11 protein-coding genes are annotated in these 21390 nt (G+C 33.3%); all 11 read left to right on the top strand.

What is annotated here, in order from left to right; genetic code table 11:
- Window positions 1-13: 13 nt before the first annotated feature.
- The 11 genes from ABD935_RS15380 to ABD935_RS15330 all read left to right on the top strand — a co-directional run bounded on the left by ABD935_RS15380 (window position 14) and on the right by ABD935_RS15330 (window position 21357).
- Entirely contained in the window at window positions 14-2779 is a 2766-nt protein-coding gene (locus tag ABD935_RS15380; protein WP_345193555.1) for a helix-turn-helix and ligand-binding sensor domain-containing protein, read from the top strand.
- Between the two features lie 245 nt (window positions 2780-3024).
- Window positions 3025-6018 carry a SusC/RagA family TonB-linked outer membrane protein gene (locus tag ABD935_RS15375; RefSeq protein ID WP_345193553.1) on the top strand — a complete coding sequence of 998 codons (2994 nt, stop codon included), beginning with the start codon at window positions 3025-3027 and terminating at the stop codon, window positions 6016-6018.
- A 32-nt stretch (window positions 6019-6050) separates the two neighbouring features.
- Window positions 6051-7526, top strand: a complete 1476-nt coding sequence (locus ABD935_RS15370) for a RagB/SusD family nutrient uptake outer membrane protein (protein WP_345193551.1) — start codon at window positions 6051-6053, stop codon at window positions 7524-7526.
- Between the two features lie 12 nt (window positions 7527-7538).
- The gene (locus ABD935_RS15365; RefSeq protein WP_345193549.1) at window positions 7539-9977 is read left to right on the top strand and encodes a LamG-like jellyroll fold domain-containing protein; all 2439 of its coding nucleotides are present in this window, start codon (window positions 7539-7541) and stop codon (window positions 9975-9977) included.
- A gap of 149 nt (window positions 9978-10126) precedes the next feature.
- Window positions 10127-11437, top strand: a complete 1311-nt coding sequence (locus ABD935_RS15360) for a glucoamylase family protein (protein WP_345193547.1) — start codon at window positions 10127-10129, stop codon at window positions 11435-11437.
- Window positions 11438-11443: 6 nt separating this feature from the next.
- Entirely contained in the window at window positions 11444-12823 is a 1380-nt protein-coding gene (locus ABD935_RS15355) for a glucoamylase family protein (RefSeq protein ID WP_345193545.1), read from the top strand.
- Window positions 12824-12827: 4 nt separating this feature from the next.
- On the top strand, window positions 12828-15065 hold the full coding sequence (locus tag ABD935_RS15350) for a glycoside hydrolase family 3 N-terminal domain-containing protein (RefSeq protein ID WP_345193544.1): 2238 nt from the start codon (window positions 12828-12830) through the stop codon (window positions 15063-15065).
- 38 nt (window positions 15066-15103) lie between these two features.
- Entirely contained in the window at window positions 15104-15862 is a 759-nt protein-coding gene (locus tag ABD935_RS15345; RefSeq protein ID WP_345193542.1) for a T9SS type A sorting domain-containing protein, read from the top strand.
- 271 nt (window positions 15863-16133) lie between these two features.
- Entirely contained in the window at window positions 16134-18164 is a 2031-nt protein-coding gene (locus tag ABD935_RS15340; protein ID WP_345193539.1) for an MFS transporter, read from the top strand.
- Window positions 18165-18233: 69 nt separating this feature from the next.
- Window positions 18234-20291 carry a glycoside hydrolase family 97 protein gene (locus ABD935_RS15335; protein ID WP_345193537.1) on the top strand — a complete coding sequence of 686 codons (2058 nt, stop codon included), beginning with the start codon at window positions 18234-18236 and terminating at the stop codon, window positions 20289-20291.
- Between the two features lie 4 nt (window positions 20292-20295).
- Complete coding sequence (locus ABD935_RS15330) at window positions 20296-21357, top strand: alpha-L-fucosidase (protein ID WP_345193535.1); 1062 nt, start codon at window positions 20296-20298, stop codon at window positions 21355-21357.
- Window positions 21358-21390: the final 33 nt, after the last annotated feature.

Below are 21390 nucleotides of genomic sequence, written 5' to 3'. Positions count from 1 at the left end.
AAATCCCTATTAAATGAAATTATATTTTTTAGATATAAAACTTTTATTGAATATTATTTTCATAGGAATATCTCTTGCTTCATATTCTCAAATTTTTAGCCCAGAAATAGAAAACTATTCTATAGAAGATTATCAAGCAGATAACCAGAATTGGGGGATAGATGTTGATAAAAATGGAGTGGTATTTATAGCTAACAATAAAGGGTTGTTGCGATTTAACGGGCATTTATGGCAATTATTAGAACTTCCAAGTAAGACTATAATTCGATCAGTTTTATGTGTGGAGAATAAGATATATATTGGGTCCTATGAAGAATTTGGGTTTTGGAAAGCAGACATTTATGGCAATTACCATTATACTTCGTTAACCTCTTTATACAATGGGAATAGTGAGTTTCAAAGTGAAGAATTTTGGCAAATAATAGAATTTAATGGCAAAGTTGTTTTTAGGTCTTTTGGAGGAATATATATATATGATGGTTCAACAATTTCTAAAGTGAATGATAGTGGTACAGTTTCTTATATTGGGGTTTATCAGAATAAATTAATAACAGCTAGTTTAGAAAACACATTTAGGGAAGTGAAAGGAAATAAGCATATTCCTTTTGATTTTAATAATAATGATAAGAACTTCAATACTGTAAGCACAATAGCAATAAGAGATAGTTTGTTATTTTTCTTCGATTTAAATAAAGGAGGGTATATATATGATTCAAAAAAGCTTAATCCATTACCTAAACGTATAAATATATTTTTGCATAATTACGTTGTAAACAAGGCTATAATTATTGATGATAGAACTATAGTTTTTGGAACTATAAAAAATGGCATATATATATATGACTTAAAGACTGAGGACATTCAATGCATTAATAAAGAACTTGGATTGAATAATAATACGATTTTGGGTTTAAAATATCATAATGGAACGATATGGGGAGGATTGGATAATGGAGTGAGTACCATAAACTTAAAAAGTCCATATCAGTTTTATCAAGATATCACAGGTGTTTTAGGAGCTGTTTATGATGTTGAATATTTTGAGAATAAACTTTACTTGGCTAGTAATACAGGTGTGTATTCTTTTACAGAAAACAACAAATTGCATTTAATAAAAAATTCTGAAGGTCATGTTTGGGATTTAAGCATTATCAATAATAAGCTTTATTGCGGACATAATAATGGAATGTATTCTATTGAAAACAATCAATTAATTCCCATAGATATAGCATCAGGGGGGGTTTACGGGTATTTTAAAACCCCTTCACATAAACCTATGTATTTACAAGGTAATTACACAGGAATTAATCTATTGAAATTTGAAAAAGAAAAATTAGAAATATTTAATATTGAAAATTTATCTTTTCCTATAAATAAGATAATTTTTGAGTCAGAACATGTAATATGGGCTACGCATCCATACAAAGGTGTTTATAGAATAAAATTGAATGAAGGTTATACAAAAGCACTTGAATTTTCCAATTATGGAAATACCCCAAATTTCAAGCAATTCAAATCTAATGTTTTTAAGGTAGGAAAAGAGATTGTATTCTATAATTCAAATAAGTGGTTTAAGTATTTTAAAGAAGAGGATAGTATAGGAGTTTATAAGAAATTTAAGGACTTAACAAGTAATAGTATTATAGGTATAGAAGATGGTGGGATGTGGTTTTTGAATAATGGATATAAGAAATCGTTACAATTTTTCAATGAAGGTTTAGTAGAAAAAAATAAAATTAGCGTATCAAATTTAAAGCAGTATTTAGTTCCTAATTATGAGAAAATTTATTTTAAAAATGATTCGATTAGGATTGTAACACTTAATGATGGATTTGCCACTTTTAACCTTAAAGAGCCTAAAGTTAAAAATAAAGAAACATTTCTAGCTCCTGTCATAGATAAGATATATTCGAGGGATAAATATTTTTTAAAAAATGACTCTATTTTTAAGATTCATTATTTAGATGCTAAATATCTTACTTTCGAGGTGTTTTCACCTAATCAAAGTGTTAAAGGTCAGTCATATATCTTGTCAGGAAGAGTGAATCAAAAAGAAGAAATAAAAAACGGAAAATTCACATTGCAAAACTTGCCTTATGGGGATTATTCTTTATCAATTCAAAATGAAGGCTTTTTATCAGCAAGAAAAATTTCACTTACGGTACTACCTCCATGGTATTTGTCAAATATTATGAAATTGTTATACTTAGTTTTGATGATTTCAGCTGTATATATATATCATAGGTTTAATGAAACAAAATCAAGAAAGCAGCAGTTAGAAGCAAAAAGAATTTTTATAAGAGAAAACCAGAAGAAAATTCAAGAGATAGAAAGGCAGAATTTAGAAAAAGACATTCTAAATAAAAAAAGAGAGCTTGCAAATTCTACTGAAACCATAATAAAGAAAAATGAAACTATTATTTTATTAAGGAACGAACTGAACCGACTTTTAAATGTGTCTCCAAATAAGAGTAGAACAAAAAAACTTATTGACTTATCTAAAAACAAGAAAGATGCAGATAAGGATTGGAAGGCATTTGAAACAAACTTTAACGAATTGCATGCAGACTTTTTTAAACGTCTAATTACCGAATACCCAAAACTGACTACTAAAGATTTAAAATTGTGTGCTTACATTAAATCAGGGTTAATTTCAAAAGAAATTGCGCCACTAATGGGGATTACAATCCGTGGAGTAGAAATACATAGATACCGGCTTAGAAAAAAGCTTAATATTGAAAGTAACGAAAATATATCAAACTTTTTGATGCTATTTTAATCGAAATGTGTTCCGTTTTAACACCAAAACACAATATAATTACTACATCATTACTACATCATTAATTATATTTAAAATTTATTTTTATTTGTAATAACTTGATAATTAAGTCTTTATGGTTTTTAATTTGATTTAATTTTATACGTCAATGATTGTAATAACTTCTTGGCTTAATTTTAACATTCCAAATAATAGGTTTGGGAAACAATTAAACTAAAATAATTAAACTAAAACTTTTAATGCTTATGAAAATTAAATTTTTGGCAATACTATGTTGCTATTTTTTAACACATAGTATATGGGCGCAGCAAACTATACAGGGTACAGTTAATGATGCAAATAATGTACCATTACCTGGCGCTTCAGTAATAATTAAAGGAACAACTACAGGAAGTCAAACCGATTTTGATGGTCATTTCACTTTAGAATCTAATATTAATGACATATTAGTTATTAGTTATCTAGGATATGTAACACAAGAAATACCTGTTACATCAGCAACAAACTATACAATTGTTTTAGAAGAAGATTTAAACACATTAGATGAAGTTGTGGTTGTTGGATATGGAACAGCCAAGAAAAGAGATCTTGCGGGTTCAATTGTTAAGGTTGAAGGCGATGTAGTTGCTGATAAACCTAATGCAAATCCAGTTGCTTCTTTACAAGGTAAGGTGGCAGGTTTGTCGGTAGTTAATTCAGGACAACCAGGGCAAGAACCAGATATTCGTATAAGAGGTACCGTTAGTAGAAATCAAACAAAACCCTTATATGTTGTTGATGGAATATTTAGTACGGATATAAGTTATATCAATCCAAATGATATAGAGTCTATTGAATTGCTAAAAGACCCCTCTTCATTAGCTATTTTTGGTGTAAGAGGAGCAAATGGAGTTATATTGGTTACTACCAAAACGGCGAAAGAAGGAAAATTAAATGTTACTTTTTCTGCGTCTACAGGTGTTAAGTATATTACAGGCAAACCAGATATGGCAAATGCTGCCACCTTTAAAACATTATTTGATGAGCAATTAGCAAATGATGGTGAAATGCCTTATGATTCTTATAATTTATTTAATGGTGATACAGATTGGATTGACCAAATAAAAAACAATGGAGCTGTTGTTCAAAATGCTAATTTAAGTATTCAAAGTGGTAATGAATCAAATAAGATAAGTGTTGGCTTAGGATATTTAAAAGAAGAAGGTGTTATTAAGAATGAGGAATTACAAAAAATAACCATTAATATTAATGATCAGGTTAAAATCTCTGAAAATCTTAAGATGGGTATTGGTATAAATGCAGTAAAATCAGATTTACCAAATCTTAGTAGTTTTGGTTCTGCTATAAATGCGACTCCTATTGTAAGCCCTTATAATGAGGATGGTGTCTATAACCAATTACCTATAGCAATTGGTGGAGCCCAAATAGGAAACCCTCTACTAAGTGTAAACGAGAAGAATGGTATTAATGATTCATATCGATTTGTTGGTAATATTTTTGCAGAATTAAAATTTTTGAAAGATTTTACTTTTAGGGCAGCATACTCAGGAAATTATAATATTACTAAAGGTAGGGGGTATTCGCCACTTATACCAGTGTATGTTGCAGAAAGTGATGAGGTTGTTAATGCTTTTGGACAAACTTTAACAAGTGTTTCTCAATATAATAATACAAAACAAGAGTTTCAACAAGATTACCTGTTAACCTACAAAAAAGATTTTGGAGACCATGGATTTACCGCTTTATTGGGGTATACTACGTTTCAAGAATATTTAGAAAACATCAATGGTTCAGTAAGGCAAGTAGCAGGAGGGGAACCTATTCCAGATGACCCAAGGTTTTGGTATTTAAATGTATTTCCTTTTGGTGATCAAGAAACAAGATTTTCAAATTCAGATCAATGGGATAGAGCCACTACATCAGCTTTATGCCGTATATTATATAATTATCAAGGAAAATATATTATAAATGGGTCGTTTAGAAGAGATTCTTCTTCAGAATTACCACCAGCTACAAGAGCTCAGAATTTTTGGTCCGTAGGTGCAGCTTGGGAGGTAAGCAAAGAAAAATTTATGGAGAATAGTTTTATTGATTATTTAAAAGTTAAGGGCTCTTATGGTGTATTAGGAAATCAATACAATGCGGTGAACTATCCTTATTTACCTAATTTTCAAAATGGAGCATCTGCTATATTTGGAGTTCCGCAAGATGTAATTCCTGCTTTTGTTTTAGCATATAGAAATTCAGATGATTTAAAGTGGGAAAAAGTTAACTCCTATGAAGTAGGCCTTGAATTAGCTACGTTTAATAACAGATTAAAATTTGATGCGAACTACTATAACAAATTAACAACAGATTTATTGGTGTTTGTCACAAAAGGAAGTGAACGATTTTATACCAATGCTGGTGAAATCGAAAATAAAGGTTTTGAATTTTCTACAACTTGGAATGATAAAATTGGTTCAGACTTTCAATATTCAATAAGTGGAAATTTGGCCACTGTAAAAAATACGGTAAACTCTGTGTTTGAATCTGGTTTTGAAATTTTTGCTGGACCAACCCGTACAAGCGAAGGTTTTCCTATTGGATCTTTTTATGGTTATGAAGTAGAAGGACTTTATCAATCGAATTTAGATATTGCTGCCTCGCCTCCTAGTACTTTAGGTAATTACGTGCCTGGAGATTTTAAATACAGAGACGTAAATGGTGATGGTGAAATAACTCCAGATGACAGAACAGTAATAGGAAACCCAACGCCTGATTTTATTTACGGGGCAAGCTTAAATCTAGAATATAAAAATCTCACTTTAGACATAGATGTGCAAGGTGTTTATGGAAATGAGATTTGGAGAAACTGGGGTAATGGAAGCACTTTTTCTCAATTTAATTTTAGAGGAGCAAGAGCAAATAGGTGGATTGGAGCTGGAACGTCTAATTGGGAACCAAGGTTAACGGCAACATCCAGTTATAATAGACAAAATTCTACTTATAATATTGAAGATGGTAGCTATGTAAGAATTAGAAATGTTCAATTGGCATACAATTTCAAGCCAATGAGTATAAAAGGGTTAGAATTTCAAAATATGAAATTGTATATCAATGCACAAAATTTATACACATGGAAACATAATTCCGGATTTACACCAGAAGCTGGCGGAAGTCCAATTGAGTTTAGTATTGACAATGGAGGATATCCCTTACCCGTTATAACAAGCTTAGGGTTTAGTGCAACATTTTAATAAAAACAAAAAAAATTATAATATAAACAATTATGAAAAAAAAGATAACCTTTATTAATACTAAGTATGCATTAGGAGTATTACTTATGTTGCTATCTATTACTTCGTGTGATGATTTATTGGATACGAAACCATTGGGTGTTGCTGTGGATGGAGATTTAACAACTGGTGGTTTTGAAGCCGATGTATTTGGGTTGTATGGGCAATTAAGAGAGTCAGCTGTTACAGATTGGACCCGATATTGGTTTCAAAGCATTCGTTCAGATGATGCAGAAAAAGGGAGTACCGCAGCCGATGCTGCTGAATTGGGAGCTGATTTTAATGACTTTAATTATTCCGTCACTAATGGTTTAAGCGCGGCTAATTGGAATGACCATTATAAAATAATAAATGCCTGTAATGACCTAATAGATGCTATTGAGGTTTCAGGCTTAACCGATAGTGGTACTTTGGTGAATTTGGCAGAAGCCAGAATGATAAGAGCTTTTCTTTATTTTGACCTAAGAAGAGATTATGGAGAGGTACCTATAGTTAGTGAAAAAATAGTTGACATAACTGATGGCAATAAACCAAAATCTTCTGTAACAGAGGTTGATGCTTTTATTGAAACAGATTTAATATATGCAAGCGAAAATTTACCTTTAACTTGGGTATCTAATTTTATTGGAAGAGCAACAAAAGGTTTTGCAAATGCTTATTTAGCTAAACTGTATTTATATCAAGAAAATTATGCCGCTTCCTTAGTAAAAAGTGAAGAGGTCATTAATTCTGGAGTTTATACATTACTACCTTCCTATCGAGAGCTTTTTTCACAAGCAGGTAACAATTCAAGTGAATCTATTTTTGAAGTACAGCAATTAGCTACAGAATCTGGTCAAACATTTGGAAATATTTATTATCAATCACAAGGCGTAAGAGGTACAGGCGAATGGGATCTTGGTTGGGGCTTTAATGTACCTACACAAAATTTAGTTGATGCCTATGAATCAGGTGACCCAAGAAAGGATGAAACTATTTTAGTGTCAGGTGAAGATGATGGTGGTTATGGTAGTGGAGTTTTGCCAGAAACACCTCCGTTAGCTCAATTATATTGGAACAAAAAAGCTTATACAGAAGCGTCTCTTAGAGAAAAATTTAATACAAGATTTAATCTGTGGGAAAACATAAAAATTATTAGATATGCTGATGTGCTTCTAATGGCAGCAGAGGCAGCATTTCAAACAGGAGATGTATCTAGTGCGTCAAACTATCTTAATCAAGTAAGAGAAAGAGCTAGAGGAGGTGCTGATGTGCTTCCCGATATAACCGCAACATTAGATGCAATAAAGCATGAAAGAAGGATAGAATTTGCTATGGAGGGTGAGCGTTTTTATGATGTAGTGCGTTGGGGAGATGGACCTGCTGTTTTAGGAGGCTTAGGTTTTCTGCCTAAGCATGAGTGGTATCCTATTCCGCAAATAGCTATCGATCAATCACAAGGCGTTTTAATACAAAATCCAAATTATTAAAAAAAAATTATTATGAAAAAACAAATATATTTAATAAAAAAAATGGCTTATGTAGTAATGGCTGCGTTAGTCTTCGCCTCTTGTCAAGATATAGATACGCCACCGTTTGGAGATTTTGAAATAGACCCTTCTGTAGTAAAAATTATTTCTCCAGTAGAAGGATCGGCTATTAAGGTATTCGAAGACCTAACGTCAATAGATATTGAAATTGAAGTTAATGATGATAATCTTGTTAGCGAAATATCAATTGCATTAGATGGTACCGAGATTGTTAAATTTGATAATTTTAATAATCCGCGTCGTATTTCAGAAACATATACGTACACTGGTTTAGCTAATGGTGAGCATACATTAACTGTAACATCTACAGATATTAATGGTAAATCTACAACCGCTGAAGCTAATTTCACAAAAGAACCACCATATGTCGCAGAATTTGATGGAGAGGTTTTATATATGCCTTTTGATGGTGATTACAGAGATTTAATTGGGTTTGAACTAGCAGATGAGGTTGGGTCACCAGGCTTTGCAGAGTCTGGTTTTGCTGGTGCAAGTGCGTATAAAGGAACAACTGATGCATACTTAACCTTTCCATCAGAAGGTTTGTTAAGCAATGAATTTAGTGCTACGTTTTGGTATAAAGTAAATGCCAATCCAGATAGAGCTGGTTTATTGGTAATTGGAAATGATATTCCTGAAAATAGAAATCAAGGATTTAGATTATTTAGAGAAGGTAATGCTACCGAACAAACAATAAAATTAAATGTAGGTACTGGTGCTGCTGAAAGCTGGAACGATGGTGGTGTTATTGATGTTGCTGCTGGCGAATGGGTTCATATCGCTTTTACAATTTCGCAAACAGAAAGCAAAATTTATTTTAATGGTATTGAAATGAATACTGGTGCAATGGATGGGCCAATAGACTGGACAGGTGTTGGTTCTTTAGCCATAGGTTCAGGTGGGGATACTTTTAATTACTGGGGTCACAATTCTGATAGCAGTGAGATGGATGAGCTTCGTATCTTTAATAAAGCATTATCACCAGCAGAAATTAGTAGTATGGTCAGCGCAGATCCATACATACCTCAATATCCTGGTGAATCATTTTATATGCCTTTTGATGGTGGTTTTGTTAATTTGTTTGATAATATGTCGGCTACACAAGTTGGGTCGCCTCAAATAACGGGAGATGATACTTATGAAGGATCGGGTGCTTATGAAGGTGCTACGGATTCTTATTTAACATATCCGACAGATGGATTAACTACTCCTGAGTTTAGTGCCAGCATGTGGTACAAGCTAAACAACGATCCAGACCGTGGAGGTGTTTTGACAATAGGTCCAGAAGATACTGCTAATGCAGGATTTCCTGATACTCAAAATTTAAGAACTAATGGGCTAAGATTTTTTCGTGAAAACGGTGATGATGGTAATCAAAGGTTCAAACTAAATGTAGGTACTGGTGCAGGAGAAGCTTGGGTTGATGGAGGAGTTGACGCTGATGTTGACCCGACAACTGGCGAGTGGGTTCATTTGGCATTTACAATATCAAATACAGATGCTATTGTGTATATTAATGGAGCATCAGTAGCACAAACAACCATTACTGGTATTGATTGGACAGGTTGTGATATTATTTCTATTATGTCAGGTGCCCCAAGATTTACAGAATGGGGTCATCTATCAGATAATAGTAATTTGGATGAATTGCGATTTTTTAATAAAGCATTATCAACTGAAGAAGTTGCGGCAGTATTTGGTGGTGATGTTACACTTCCATTCTTTGGAGCAACTTTATACATGCCTTTTGATGCTGATAATATTAATAAGTCTAATAATGTTGCAGCAACAACTGTAGGAACTACTGGTTTTTCGGGAGAAGCTAAAGTAGGAGACAATGCCTTTTTAGGCTCAGTCGATTCTTATTTAACCTACCCAACAGCAGATTTAACAGGTGAATCTTTTAGTGCCGCTATGTGGTACAAACTAGACGTCAGTCCAGATAGAGCAGGTATTTTGGTTGCAGGACCAGAGGATACAGATAATGCTGGATTTCCTGATACTCAAAACTTAAGAACAAGTGGATTTAGACTTTTCCGTGAAAATGGAGAGGATGGATTTCAACGGTTTAAATTAAATGTAGGTAATGGTACAGGAGAATCTTGGATTGATGGTGGTGTTGATGCTGATGTACCTAATGACGCAGGATGGATACATTTAGCATTTACAATATCTCCTACTAAAGCTATAGTATATATAGACGGAGCTGTTGTAAAAGAAGAGGCTATTACAGGTGTAGATTGGGCAGGCTGTGACCTTTTATCTATTATGTCTGGAGCAGCACGTTTTACTGAGTGGGGGCATCTTTCAGATTTGAGCTACCTTGACGAATTATATCTTTTTGATAGAGAACTTACACAAGAAGAAATTCAAACTATAATGGATGAATAAATAATGGATATAGACTCCAGAAAATTTTGTCTTTATATTTTCTGGAGTCCAAATTACTTATTGAGTTCAGGAAAGAAACATTTCCCCTACAACTCTTTATTTTCATTCCATAAACATCAAAATAAAATTTAGTTTAAAATAAACAAATAATGAAAAAAACAGCAATTTACTTATCGATACTTTTATTAAGCATAATGTCGTTTGGATGTGATTCCATTTATGAACTTTCTGACATTCCAATAGCTGAAGTTGATGAATTAACGGATCCAGATGATGAGTTATTAGAATTAACACAAAAAACAACTTTTAATTATTTCTGGGACTTTGCAGATAGCTCAAGTGGTATGGCAAAAGAGCGCTCACAAAGCACTGTAATAACTATTGGAGGTTCTGGTTTTGGTATTTCTTGTTTTCCTGTCGCTGTTGAAAGAGGATGGATAACTAAAGATGAAGCCATAGAACGAATGCAGAAAGTACTTACTTTTTTAGAAGGCTCAGCTAAGTATCATGGTGCTTTTGCTCATTGGTATACTAGTTCTGGAGTTACAGTGCCTTTCGGCACACAAGATGATGGAGGTGATATTGTAGAAACAGCCTTGTTATTTCAGGGTTTACTAATAAACAGGCAATATTTTTCTGGTGATAATACAGAAGAGAACGACATAAGAGATAGAATTACTACACTTTGGGAAGCTGTAGAATGGGATTGGTATACTCAAGGTAAAAAATCGATTACTTGGCATTGGTCATCAACCCATGGGTTTGCTTTAAATCATACGGTTAGTGGTTGGAACGAAGCATTAATTGTATATGTATTGGCTGCGGCATCTCCTACCCATTCTATTGATAAAGAAACTTATGAAAAAGGTTGGGCACGTAGTGGTGCTATGAAGAATGGAGAAACCTATTATGATCGTGTGTTACCATTAGGAGAAACATTAGGTGGCCCGTTATTTTTTGCCCATTATTCGTTTATAGGATTAGATCCCACAAATCTAAGTGACCAATATGCTACGAATTATTTTGTTCAAAATAGAGCACATTCCTTGATAAATTATGAATACTGTAAAGACAATCCAAAAAATTATGCTGGATATAGTGAAAATAGTTGGGGATTAACAGCTAGTGACAATAACAATGGGTATTCAGCACATAGTCCAACTAACGATTTAGGGGTTATAACACCCACAGCAGCTTTATCATCATTTCCTTATACACCAGAAGAATCTAGACAAGCTTTAGAATATTTTTATGAACGTAAAAATGAGTTATGGGGAGAATATGGTTTTTATGATGCGTTTTCTGATGAATATGGTTGGGTTGCAGATGGCTATTTAGCTATAGATCAAGGCCCTATAGTAGCGATGATAGAAAACTATAGAACTCAATTGCTTTGGAATCTTTTTATGCAAGATCAAAATGTAAAAGATGGTTTAACTAAACTAGGGTTTACCTATTAATGAATAATGATAAAAGAAAGTAAAATAGCTGTGGCGTTATCCAAATTTTATGTGTTAAAGAGTATTGGTTATATCTGTATCGTGCTTTTTCTTTTTAATTGTAAGCAATCAAAAGTTAATCAAGTAATAGTTTCCGGACTTGGTGATATAGAAACTTCTAACGAAGACTTATTGGACTTAGTTCAAAAACAAACGTTTAAATATTTTTGGGATTTTGCGGAACCAAATAGTGGTTTAACTAAAGAAAGGTCGCAAGGAGATGCTTATGAGGGGGACTCTCAAAAAATGATTACAATAGGAGGTTCAGGCTTTGGAATTTCTTGTTTCCCAATAGCGGTAAATAGAGGTTGGATATCTAGACAAGAAGCGATACAGAGGTTGAATAAAATATTAAATTTTCTAGAAAATGCTGAAACATATCATGGAGCCTTTTCTCATTGGTATTTAGGAGATACAGGGGAAACAAGAGTTTTTGGAAAAAAAGATGATGGAGGAGATATTGTAGAAACAGCTTTTTTAATACAAGGGTTACTTATAAACCGGCAATTCTTTTCAGAAAATATTCCTGAAGAAAATATAATTAGGGAAAGAATAACTACCATTTGGGAAAATGTTGAGTGGAATTGGTATGCAAAAGGAAACAGTTCAATGTCTTGGCATTGGTCTCCTAAAGAAGAGTTTAGCTTAAATCTTAATGTTAGTGGATGGAATGAAGCCTTAATAGTTTACGTACTAGCCGCAGCATCTCCAACGTATCCAATTAAAAAGGAGGTTTATGATAATGGTTGGGCTCGTAAAGGCGATATGAAAAATGGTAAAATGTTCTATGGTCACAAACTGCCTTTAGGAGAAGATTTGGGAGGACCTTTGTTTTTATCTCACTACTCATTTATAGGAATAGATCCTAGAGGTTTAAAAGATGCTTACTGCAATAACTACTTTAAACAAAATAAGGCACATGCATTAATTAACTATGAATATTGTAAAGCTAATCCAAAAGGGTTTAAGGGGTATAATGAAAATAGTTGGGGTCTTACGGCAAGTGATAATCATCAAGGGTATTCAGCACACAGTCCAACAAACGATTTAGGAATCATTACTCCTACAGCTGCCTTATCATCATTTCCTTATACACCAGAAGAATCAACCAAAGCCTTAAAGCATTTTTATAAGCGTAAAGATGAACTATGGGGAGAGTATGGGTTCTATGATGCATTTTCTGATGAGTTTAATTGGGTAGCAGACGGCTATTTAGCTATAGACCAAGGCCCAATAATAGCAATGATAGAAAACTATAGAACTCAGTTGTTATGGAACCTTTTTATGAAAGATAATGATGTGAAAAGAGGTTTGAAGAAATTAGGTTTCACAAGTCCGAACATATAATTAAATGTTTAAAAGAATATACAGATATATAATATTTAGTATGATTTCAATGAGTTGTAAAAATGAAGTAAGGGAATCATCTGTTATGATTCAAGGTAGTCATGAATCAAAAATAGACACGTTGCTGTCTAAAATGACTTTAGATGAAAAAATAGGGCAAACGGTAATGTATTCTAGTGGTATGGACATTACAGGACCTGTATTAGATAAAAATTACAAAAATTACATAAAAAATGGTCAAGTAGGAGCAGTATTTAATGCTACAGGAGCAGCATATACTAGAAAGCTTCAAAAAATGGCAGTAGAGGAAACTCGTTTGGGTATTCCGTTGCTTTTTGGCTATGATGTCATTCATGGGTATAAAACCATTTTTCCAATACCATTGGCAGAATCATGTAGTTGGGATTTAGGCTTAATGGAGCAAACAGCAAGAACAGCAGCTCTTGAATGCACCGCAGTTGGGTTACATTGGACCTTTGCACCAATGGTAGATATCTCAAGAGACCCACGTTGGGGAAGAGTATCTGAAGGCGCAGGAGAAGACACCTATTTAGGAAGTTTAATAGCAAAAGTACGTGTAAAAGGGTTTCAAGGAAACCTTTCAGATAATAATACGGTTTTAGCTTGTGTAAAACATTTTGCAGCTTATGGAGCCGCACAAGGAGGAAGGGATTATCACACTGTCGATATGTCTGAAACCATGCTGCGAAATGTGTATTTACCACCATTTAAAGCGGCTTTAGATGAAGGCGCTGCTACATTTATGACAGCATTTAATGAATTAAACGGTATACCCGCAACAGGTAATAAATTTCTATTTGAAGATATTTTGAGAAAAGAATGGGGATTTAATGGTTTTGTCGTTACAGATTATACGGCTATCAATGAAATGGTAGCTCATGGTTATGCTAGAGACTTAAAACATGCAGGTGAACTAGCTTTCAATGCAGGTTCTGATATGGATATGCAAGGTGGTGTATACAAAAACCATATGAAGCAATCTATTGAAGAAGGGAAAATAGAAGTAGAGCGATTGGATGAAGCCGTAAGAGATATTTTAAGAATGAAGTTTGAATTAGGGTTATTTGATGATCCATACCGATATTGTGATGAAACTAAAGAAGAAAAACTCATTCTAAGCAAGGCTCATCTGAAATTAGCTAGAGAAGCAGCTCGAAAGTCTATAGTTCTGTTAAAAAATGAGAACAAAGCATTACCAATTGATAATTCTAAAAAAATAGCTTTAATAGGACCTTTAGCTGATGATCAAGATCATATTCTAGGGAGTTGGGCAGCACACGGTCATAAAAACACAGATGCTATTGTAAGTGTAAAAGAAGGCTTTGAAGCTAGAGCTATCAACTTTGAATACGCCAAAGGCTGTGACATTATAGGTGGAGATAAATCAGGTTTTAATAAAGCAAAAGCCATTGCGAAAGCTTCAGACGTAGTAGTTATGGTTATGGGTGAAGCAGAAAGCATGAGTGGAGAAGCAGCTTCTAGAACTAATATAAATCTGCCGGGTCATCAACAAGCATTAATAGCAGAAATTAAAAAAACGGGTAAACCAATAATATTGGTTTTAATGAGTGGAAGGCCTTTGGATTTGTCTTGGGAAAATGAAACTGTTGACGCGATTGTAGAGGCATGGTTTCCGGGAACCAGAGGAGGACATGCTATAGCAGATGTATTATATGGCGTTTATAACCCTTCAGGAAAACTAACAGTAACATTTCCAAGAAATGTTGGACAAATTCCTATTTTTTATAATCAAAAAAATACTGGTAGGCCAGCAGATGTTGAAAATCCAGATCCAAGATATGTTTCAAAATATCTGGATGTAGATAATTCTCCGCTTTATCCATTTGGATATGGATTAAGCTATACAACCTTCAAATATGGTGATACAACACTAGATACTAATATACTTACCCTAAATTCAACCATTACGGCTTCTGTAACTATTACCAATACAGGAGATTATGATGGTGAAGAAATTGTGCAACTATACATAAAAGATGTTGTAGGTAGTATAACCAGACCAGTAAAAGAGTTAAAAGGATTTCAGAAAATATTCTTAAAAAAAGGAGAAACAAAACAAGTCGATTTTATAATTAAAGTTAACGATTTAAAATTTTATAATCATCAAATGGAGTTTAATTGCGAGCCTGGAGATTATGAGTTATTCATAGCTGGAAGCTCTAATCATAAATTCACAAATAAGTTCTCATTTGAGTTATAATAGTATTAAAAATGAATATTAATTTAAAAACTAAAAAGATGAAAAAACTATTACTTATTACACTAACTTTTATGACGTACATTGCTTTTGGACAATGTGTAGATCCTTTAATTACGGATTTTGAATGTTCTCCAGCTTCTCAAGCTCTGCCAGGTACAGTTGCGAGTGTAACAAATTCCTATAGCGGCGGTATAAATACAAGTGCCAATATTGGGGAATATACAGATGACGGAACAAGCGGCTGGGATGCATTAATTATTGACTATGGAGCTGCTATAGATTTATCAACAAATAATATATTAAGTTTTAAATTATATTCTCCAACATCAATTCAAGTATTGGCAAAAATAGAAGGAGGTACAGCTGTAGAAATTTGGTCTGATTTTAGTGCAGTAAACACTTGGCAAGAATTCTCATATGATTTTAGTGCTGCTGCTGCCAATGGAAACACCACATTAGTCCTTTTCTTTAATGCAGGAAAAGAAGATGGGACAGCTACTGATCTCTATTATTTTGATGATTTACAGTGGAGCGCAACCTTATCAGTTGATGATGTAGATTTAAGTGATGCCATAAATGTATTTCCTAATCCTGCTAATGATAAAATTAATGTCAACTCAAAAGTTGATGTTGATGCCTTTGAATTAGTTGATGTTACTGGAAAAACAATTCTAGAAGAGAGTAAAACATTTGAAGCTTCGTTTACAATAGATATTTCAACGTTAAAATCTGGGCTTTATTTTTTAAATGTAAAATCGAATAAAGCAAATAAAGTAATTAAGATATTAAAAGAATAATTCTTAATGTAATTAAAATTTATTAATAACCTCTATTTTAAAGAGAAGTAAAAACAAACATTAAGAAGCTATTTAATAATTTTAGATTTGAGAAAAATCATAAATAAAAAATTAAGTTAGTCAAGTTGATAAAAGGGGAGAGATGTTGTTTTTCTCCCCCTTTTTTTGTAAACCTCCCAATAATTGATTTGTAACCTACCCTAAATTTTATTTTTGAAACAAACGAACGCGTCGTTTTAAGCATAAGATTTTCAACCAAAAAACATAAAAAATGGCAAAACTAAAAGACCGTATACCAATGCTCCAATTAATCGCTTATGGTTTTGGAGGTATAATTCCTATCGCTTTGTTTAATATTGCAGGACAGCTTATGGGTTTAATAGGAAACATAAGCTTAGGTTTGAGTGCATTATGGTTAGGGGTAATTTTAATAATTCCTCGTCTATGGGATGCTATTTCGGATCCTGTAGTTGGGCATTTTTCAGATAATTTTAGAAGCAAATGGGGGCGCAGGCGACCATTTCTTCTTGTTGGAGGTATTGCTGTAGCTGTTAGTTTTGTTTTGATGTGGTGGATTCCAGATGGCGAATGGGTACATAATTTATTCCCTACAGAGTCAGGCTTTCAATGGTTCCAATTAGGTTATATTCTTTTGTGGTTATTGATTTTCTTCACAGCCTGTACCATTTTTGAGATTCCTCATGGGGCTTTGGGCATGGAAATGACTACCGATTCGCATGAACGCACAAAGTTATTTAGTGCAAAAAGCTTTTTAGGAAACCTTTTTGCAATGAGTACACCTTGGCTTTTTGCTTTAGCAAACATGGAATATTTTAAGGGGCCTGGAGGTAACGAGGCAGATGGAATGAAATATGTATCTATGATGATAGCTGCTATATTAATTCCTCTATCTTTTTGGTGGTTTTTTACCGTTCGCGAACCAGGATTTAAAGCAGCTGCCAAACAGAAAAAAACAGCGTTTTGGAGCGATATTAAACACACGTTTAAAAACAAAACTTTTTTAAGACTTGTTATCATAATTTTCACGCTATCTATGGGTTTCAATTTTGTAAATTTACTAGGCTATTATATTCCTATTTTTTACATTTTTGAAGGCGATAAAGTTGCTGCATCAACTTTACTTGGAATCAATGGTACTGTTTGGGCTGTTACAGGGCTTCTTGCAGTTTTTCCATTGAATTGGTTAAGCCCAAAGTTTGGTAAACGCAAAACTTTATTAATTGCTATTCTTTTGATGTGTTTAGCTCAACTTTCAAAAATTGTTTGTTACAGTCAAGAACACCCATATTTAGTAATAATACCGACCATACTGCTTTCTACAGGAATGCTTTTTTTCTTTACTTTAGGTTCTTCTATGGTAGGGGATATCTGTGATGAAGATGATTTAAAAACAGGTAGGCGCTCAGAAGGAAGCTATTATTCTATTTTCTGGTGGTTTATTAAAATGGGAACGGCTTTGGCTAGTTTTGTTGCAGGCTTACTCATTGTTTTTACTCAATTTGATGAAAGTCAAGTTACAAAAGTAGATGCTTTTCAAGGTACAATTAATGAAATGCAAAGTAAAATTGAAAGCTGGAACACAGATTCTCAAAGCCTAGTAGATTCACCAAAAGAATTACTTGAAAAAACAAAAGTAATTAACGCTGAAGCACTCCTAGAAGCTGAGGAATATGTAAAACAACTTAAAAATGAAATTGTAAAAGCAAAGTCAGAACAAGTAGAATCAAACATAATAAATACAGATTTGAATGCTTTGACTGATGGACTATCTAATACAGCATCCATTATTCAAAAATTAGAATTGTCAAAACAAAATTTAAGCACATTTAATATTTCAACTCAAGGTATGAGTGGACTTAGCAAGGTTGTACCAATAACCTTAGAGGCAGGTCTTTTAAAGGCTAAAATAACAGCAACATTATTGCTTACACATTTGGAGTCAAAATCTTTAGAAAACAAGAATAGTGAAGTGCATTATAAAAAACTTACGCAGAATATTACAAACATAAGAAATCGATTAACAGATTTGAAAATCACAGAGGACTTGAGTTCTTTTAATAATGAACTTTCAGACATTAAAGGAAATATTTCTGAATTAACACAACAAGCACCTAAAACGTTGTTTATGATGCGTGCTGTAGAAATTGGACTACCATTATTATTATGTTTTGTGTCAATATTTTTTACGCTAAGATATTCACTAACAGAAAAGCGTTGCTATGAAATTAAAATAGCACTTGAAAAAAGAAACCAGACAAATTTAGAGCACGAAGACGTTTAATTTATTTTTCAACTTTAAGACTCATCTGATTAGACAGTCTTATCATTTTCAAAAACTCTACTCTTTCAAATGAGTGAAAATAAAACACATATCCTTTATTTTTTATTTATTGTTTTTGCATGTAATAGTTGCAATACGAAGTCTTCAAAATTTGAATCACCTGATAAAAATATTTCCTTGTTTTTTGGGGTTAATACTAAAGGTACGCCTTGGTATATAGTTAATCAAAACTCTAAAAAAATTATAGACACTTCTTATTTGGGATTAGAATTCAAAAAAGGAAACTCGTTTATAGAGAATTTATCAATAGAAAATACTGAATCAAAAGAATTTAATACCTCATGGAGTCCGGTTTGGGGGCAACATAATGCCATTCAAAACAAATATACTAACGTAAAAATAAGTTTAACAAACAAAACGGGAGATGCTATAGAGGTACTTTTTAGGATTTATAATGAAGGTGTAGCGTTTAGATATATAGTTCCTAAACAAGAACAGAACAAAGAATTCATTGTTCAAGATGAAAAAACAGAGTTCAACCTAACAGGAGACCATGAAACGTGGTGGTTACCTGCTAACTATAACAGTTATGAACACCCAACAACACATTCAAAAATAAGCGAGATTCAAGTTACAGAAGAACAGCTTAATTATTTTTTGGTAAAAGGCATAGAAAATAAAAAAGCAGTACATACTCCATTAACCATGAGGACAAATGAGGGTAATTATATTAGCATACATGAAGCCTCTTTAGTCAATTATTCGTCCATGACCTTGGAATTAAATGACAAAAAAAAAGGCTTTACTTGTGATTTGGTTCCAGCGGCAAATGGCACAAAAGCAATATTACCATCATCATTTCAAACACCTTGGAGAACCATTCAAATTTCTGATACTCCGGGAGGATTATTAGAATCATCCTTGATTCTAAATTTAAACGAACCCAATAAAATAAAAAATACTGATTGGATTCAGCCCACAAAATATATGGGTATTTGGTGGGGCATTCATATAGGGAAATATACGTTTGAACCAGGGTCAAATCATGGTGCTACCACAGAAAATGCTATAGAGTACATCGATTTTGCTTCCAAGCATGGTATTAAAGGACTTCTGATTGAAGGTTGGAATAAGGGTATAGAATATTTTGTAGGGAAAAGTAAAGACTTGCCCAATTTCCAAACACCAACAGAAGATTACGATTTAAAAGAAGTAGCAGCCTATGCCAAAGAAAAAGGTATAGAGTTAGTTGGTTACCATGAAACTGGAGCTCATGTGTTGAATTATGAGAAGCACATGGAAGCCGCTATGGCATATTTAAAATCGAATGGTATAAACTACTTAAAAGTGGGCTTTGTAAGTAACATAATACCAAAAGGAGAACACCACCATGGACAATGGATGGTGAATTTTTACCAGAAAATGGTAGAAACGGCAGCTAAACATAAAATAATGTTGATTGTACATGAGCCTATCAAGCCAACAGGATTAGCTAGAACTTGGCCTAATATGATGACACGTGAAGGTGTACGTGGACAAGAATTTAATGCATGGAGCGAAGGCAACCCTCCAGAACATACAGTGACATTGCCATTTACAAGAATACTGGCAGGACCAATAGATTATACCCCTGGAATATTCAATTTAAAATTTGATGAATACCGAAAGGATAATGCTGTAAGAACCACGTTAGCACATCAATTGGCATTGTATGTCGTATTGTATAGCCCCATACAAATGGCAGCCGATTTGCCCGAACATTACCAAGAACACCTTGATGCATTTCAATTTATAAAAGATGTTCCTGTAGATTGGGATGACACTAAAGTGTTAAATGCCGAAATAAGTGAGTATGTAACTATTGCTAGAAAAGACAAGAATTCTGAAGATTGGTTTATTGGAAGTATAACAAATGAAGAGGAACGTGAATTGGAAATTTCTTTGAGATTTTTAGACGACACTTTAAAATATGAAGCCATCATTTATCAAGATGGTATCGGTGCTGATTATTTAACCAATCCAACAGTATACGAGATAAAAAGAATTCGTGTGAACTCAAAATCTCATATAAAAATACAATTAGCTAAGGGAGGAGGAGCAACTATTCATATTAAAAACAATAAATAAAACAATGAAAAAATATAAAAATAAACCAATGAAAAAGAAGGCTGTGATATTGGCTATAATGCTAAGCTTAGTGGTAAAAGCCCAAGAAAATAAAGATTTCCTCAATGAATCCTATGGTGAATTTAATACTAGAATGGATTGGTTTGGTAAAGCCAAATATGGAATGTTTATTCATTTTGGTTTGTCATCACAGTTAGGAGGGTTTTGGAAGGAAAAACCTATTGACCATTATTCGGAATGGATACAGGCTAATGCCGATATAACTCCGCAAGAATATGCCATGTTAACCCACACATTTAACCCTATAGATTTTGATGCAGATTTTATTGCAGAAACAGCAAAAAAGGCAGGTATGAATTATCTGGTTATTACAACTAAACACCACGAAGGTTTTTGTCTTTGGAATAGCAAATACACCAATTTTGATGTAGGTAGTACTCCTTTTAAACGTGATATTCTGGCGGAGTTGAGTGAAGCTTGTCGTAAACAAGGAATCAAATTTGGAACATATTATAGTATTATAGATTGGCATCATCCTTCTCAAGAGCGAAATATTGATGGTCATGATGCTTGGACTCGATGGGGGCTTATTCGTATGAAAACGGGCAGAAAAACAGAATATGTTGAGTATGTCAAAAATCAACTTAAAGAACTTATAGAGAATTATAACCCAGATTTATTATGGTTTGATGGTGGTTGGACCGAATGGTGGGGGACAGAGACAGGTTCGCAAGTTTATAACTACGTACGTAATATAAAACCAAATATTATAATAAATGACCGCCTTCAGAACACACAAAAAAGGGACTATGGAACACCAGAACAATCACATCCAGAAGACAAACCCGAAGACAGGTACTGGGAGGCATGCTATACTATGAATGAATCTTGGGGCTTTAAAAAAGGCGATGATAATTGGAAAACACCAAAGGATATATATGAGAAATTGAAAGATATAAATCAAAAAGGAGGTAACCTTTTATTAAATATCGGTCCTGATGGAGATGGAAAAGTTCCTGAAAAGAGTATAGAAATTATTTTGAAAGTAGGTAAAATGTTGAAATGATTTTTAAACCACTTTACTATAGTAATGGATAAT

This window comes from Algibacter agarivorans (assembly GCF_039543245.1).
Classification (GTDB): Bacteria; Bacteroidota; Bacteroidia; order Flavobacteriales; family Flavobacteriaceae; genus Algibacter_G; species Algibacter_G agarivorans.
The sequence above is the reverse complement of the archived record's forward strand: the minus strand, read 5'-3'. Positions and strand labels throughout refer to the sequence as shown.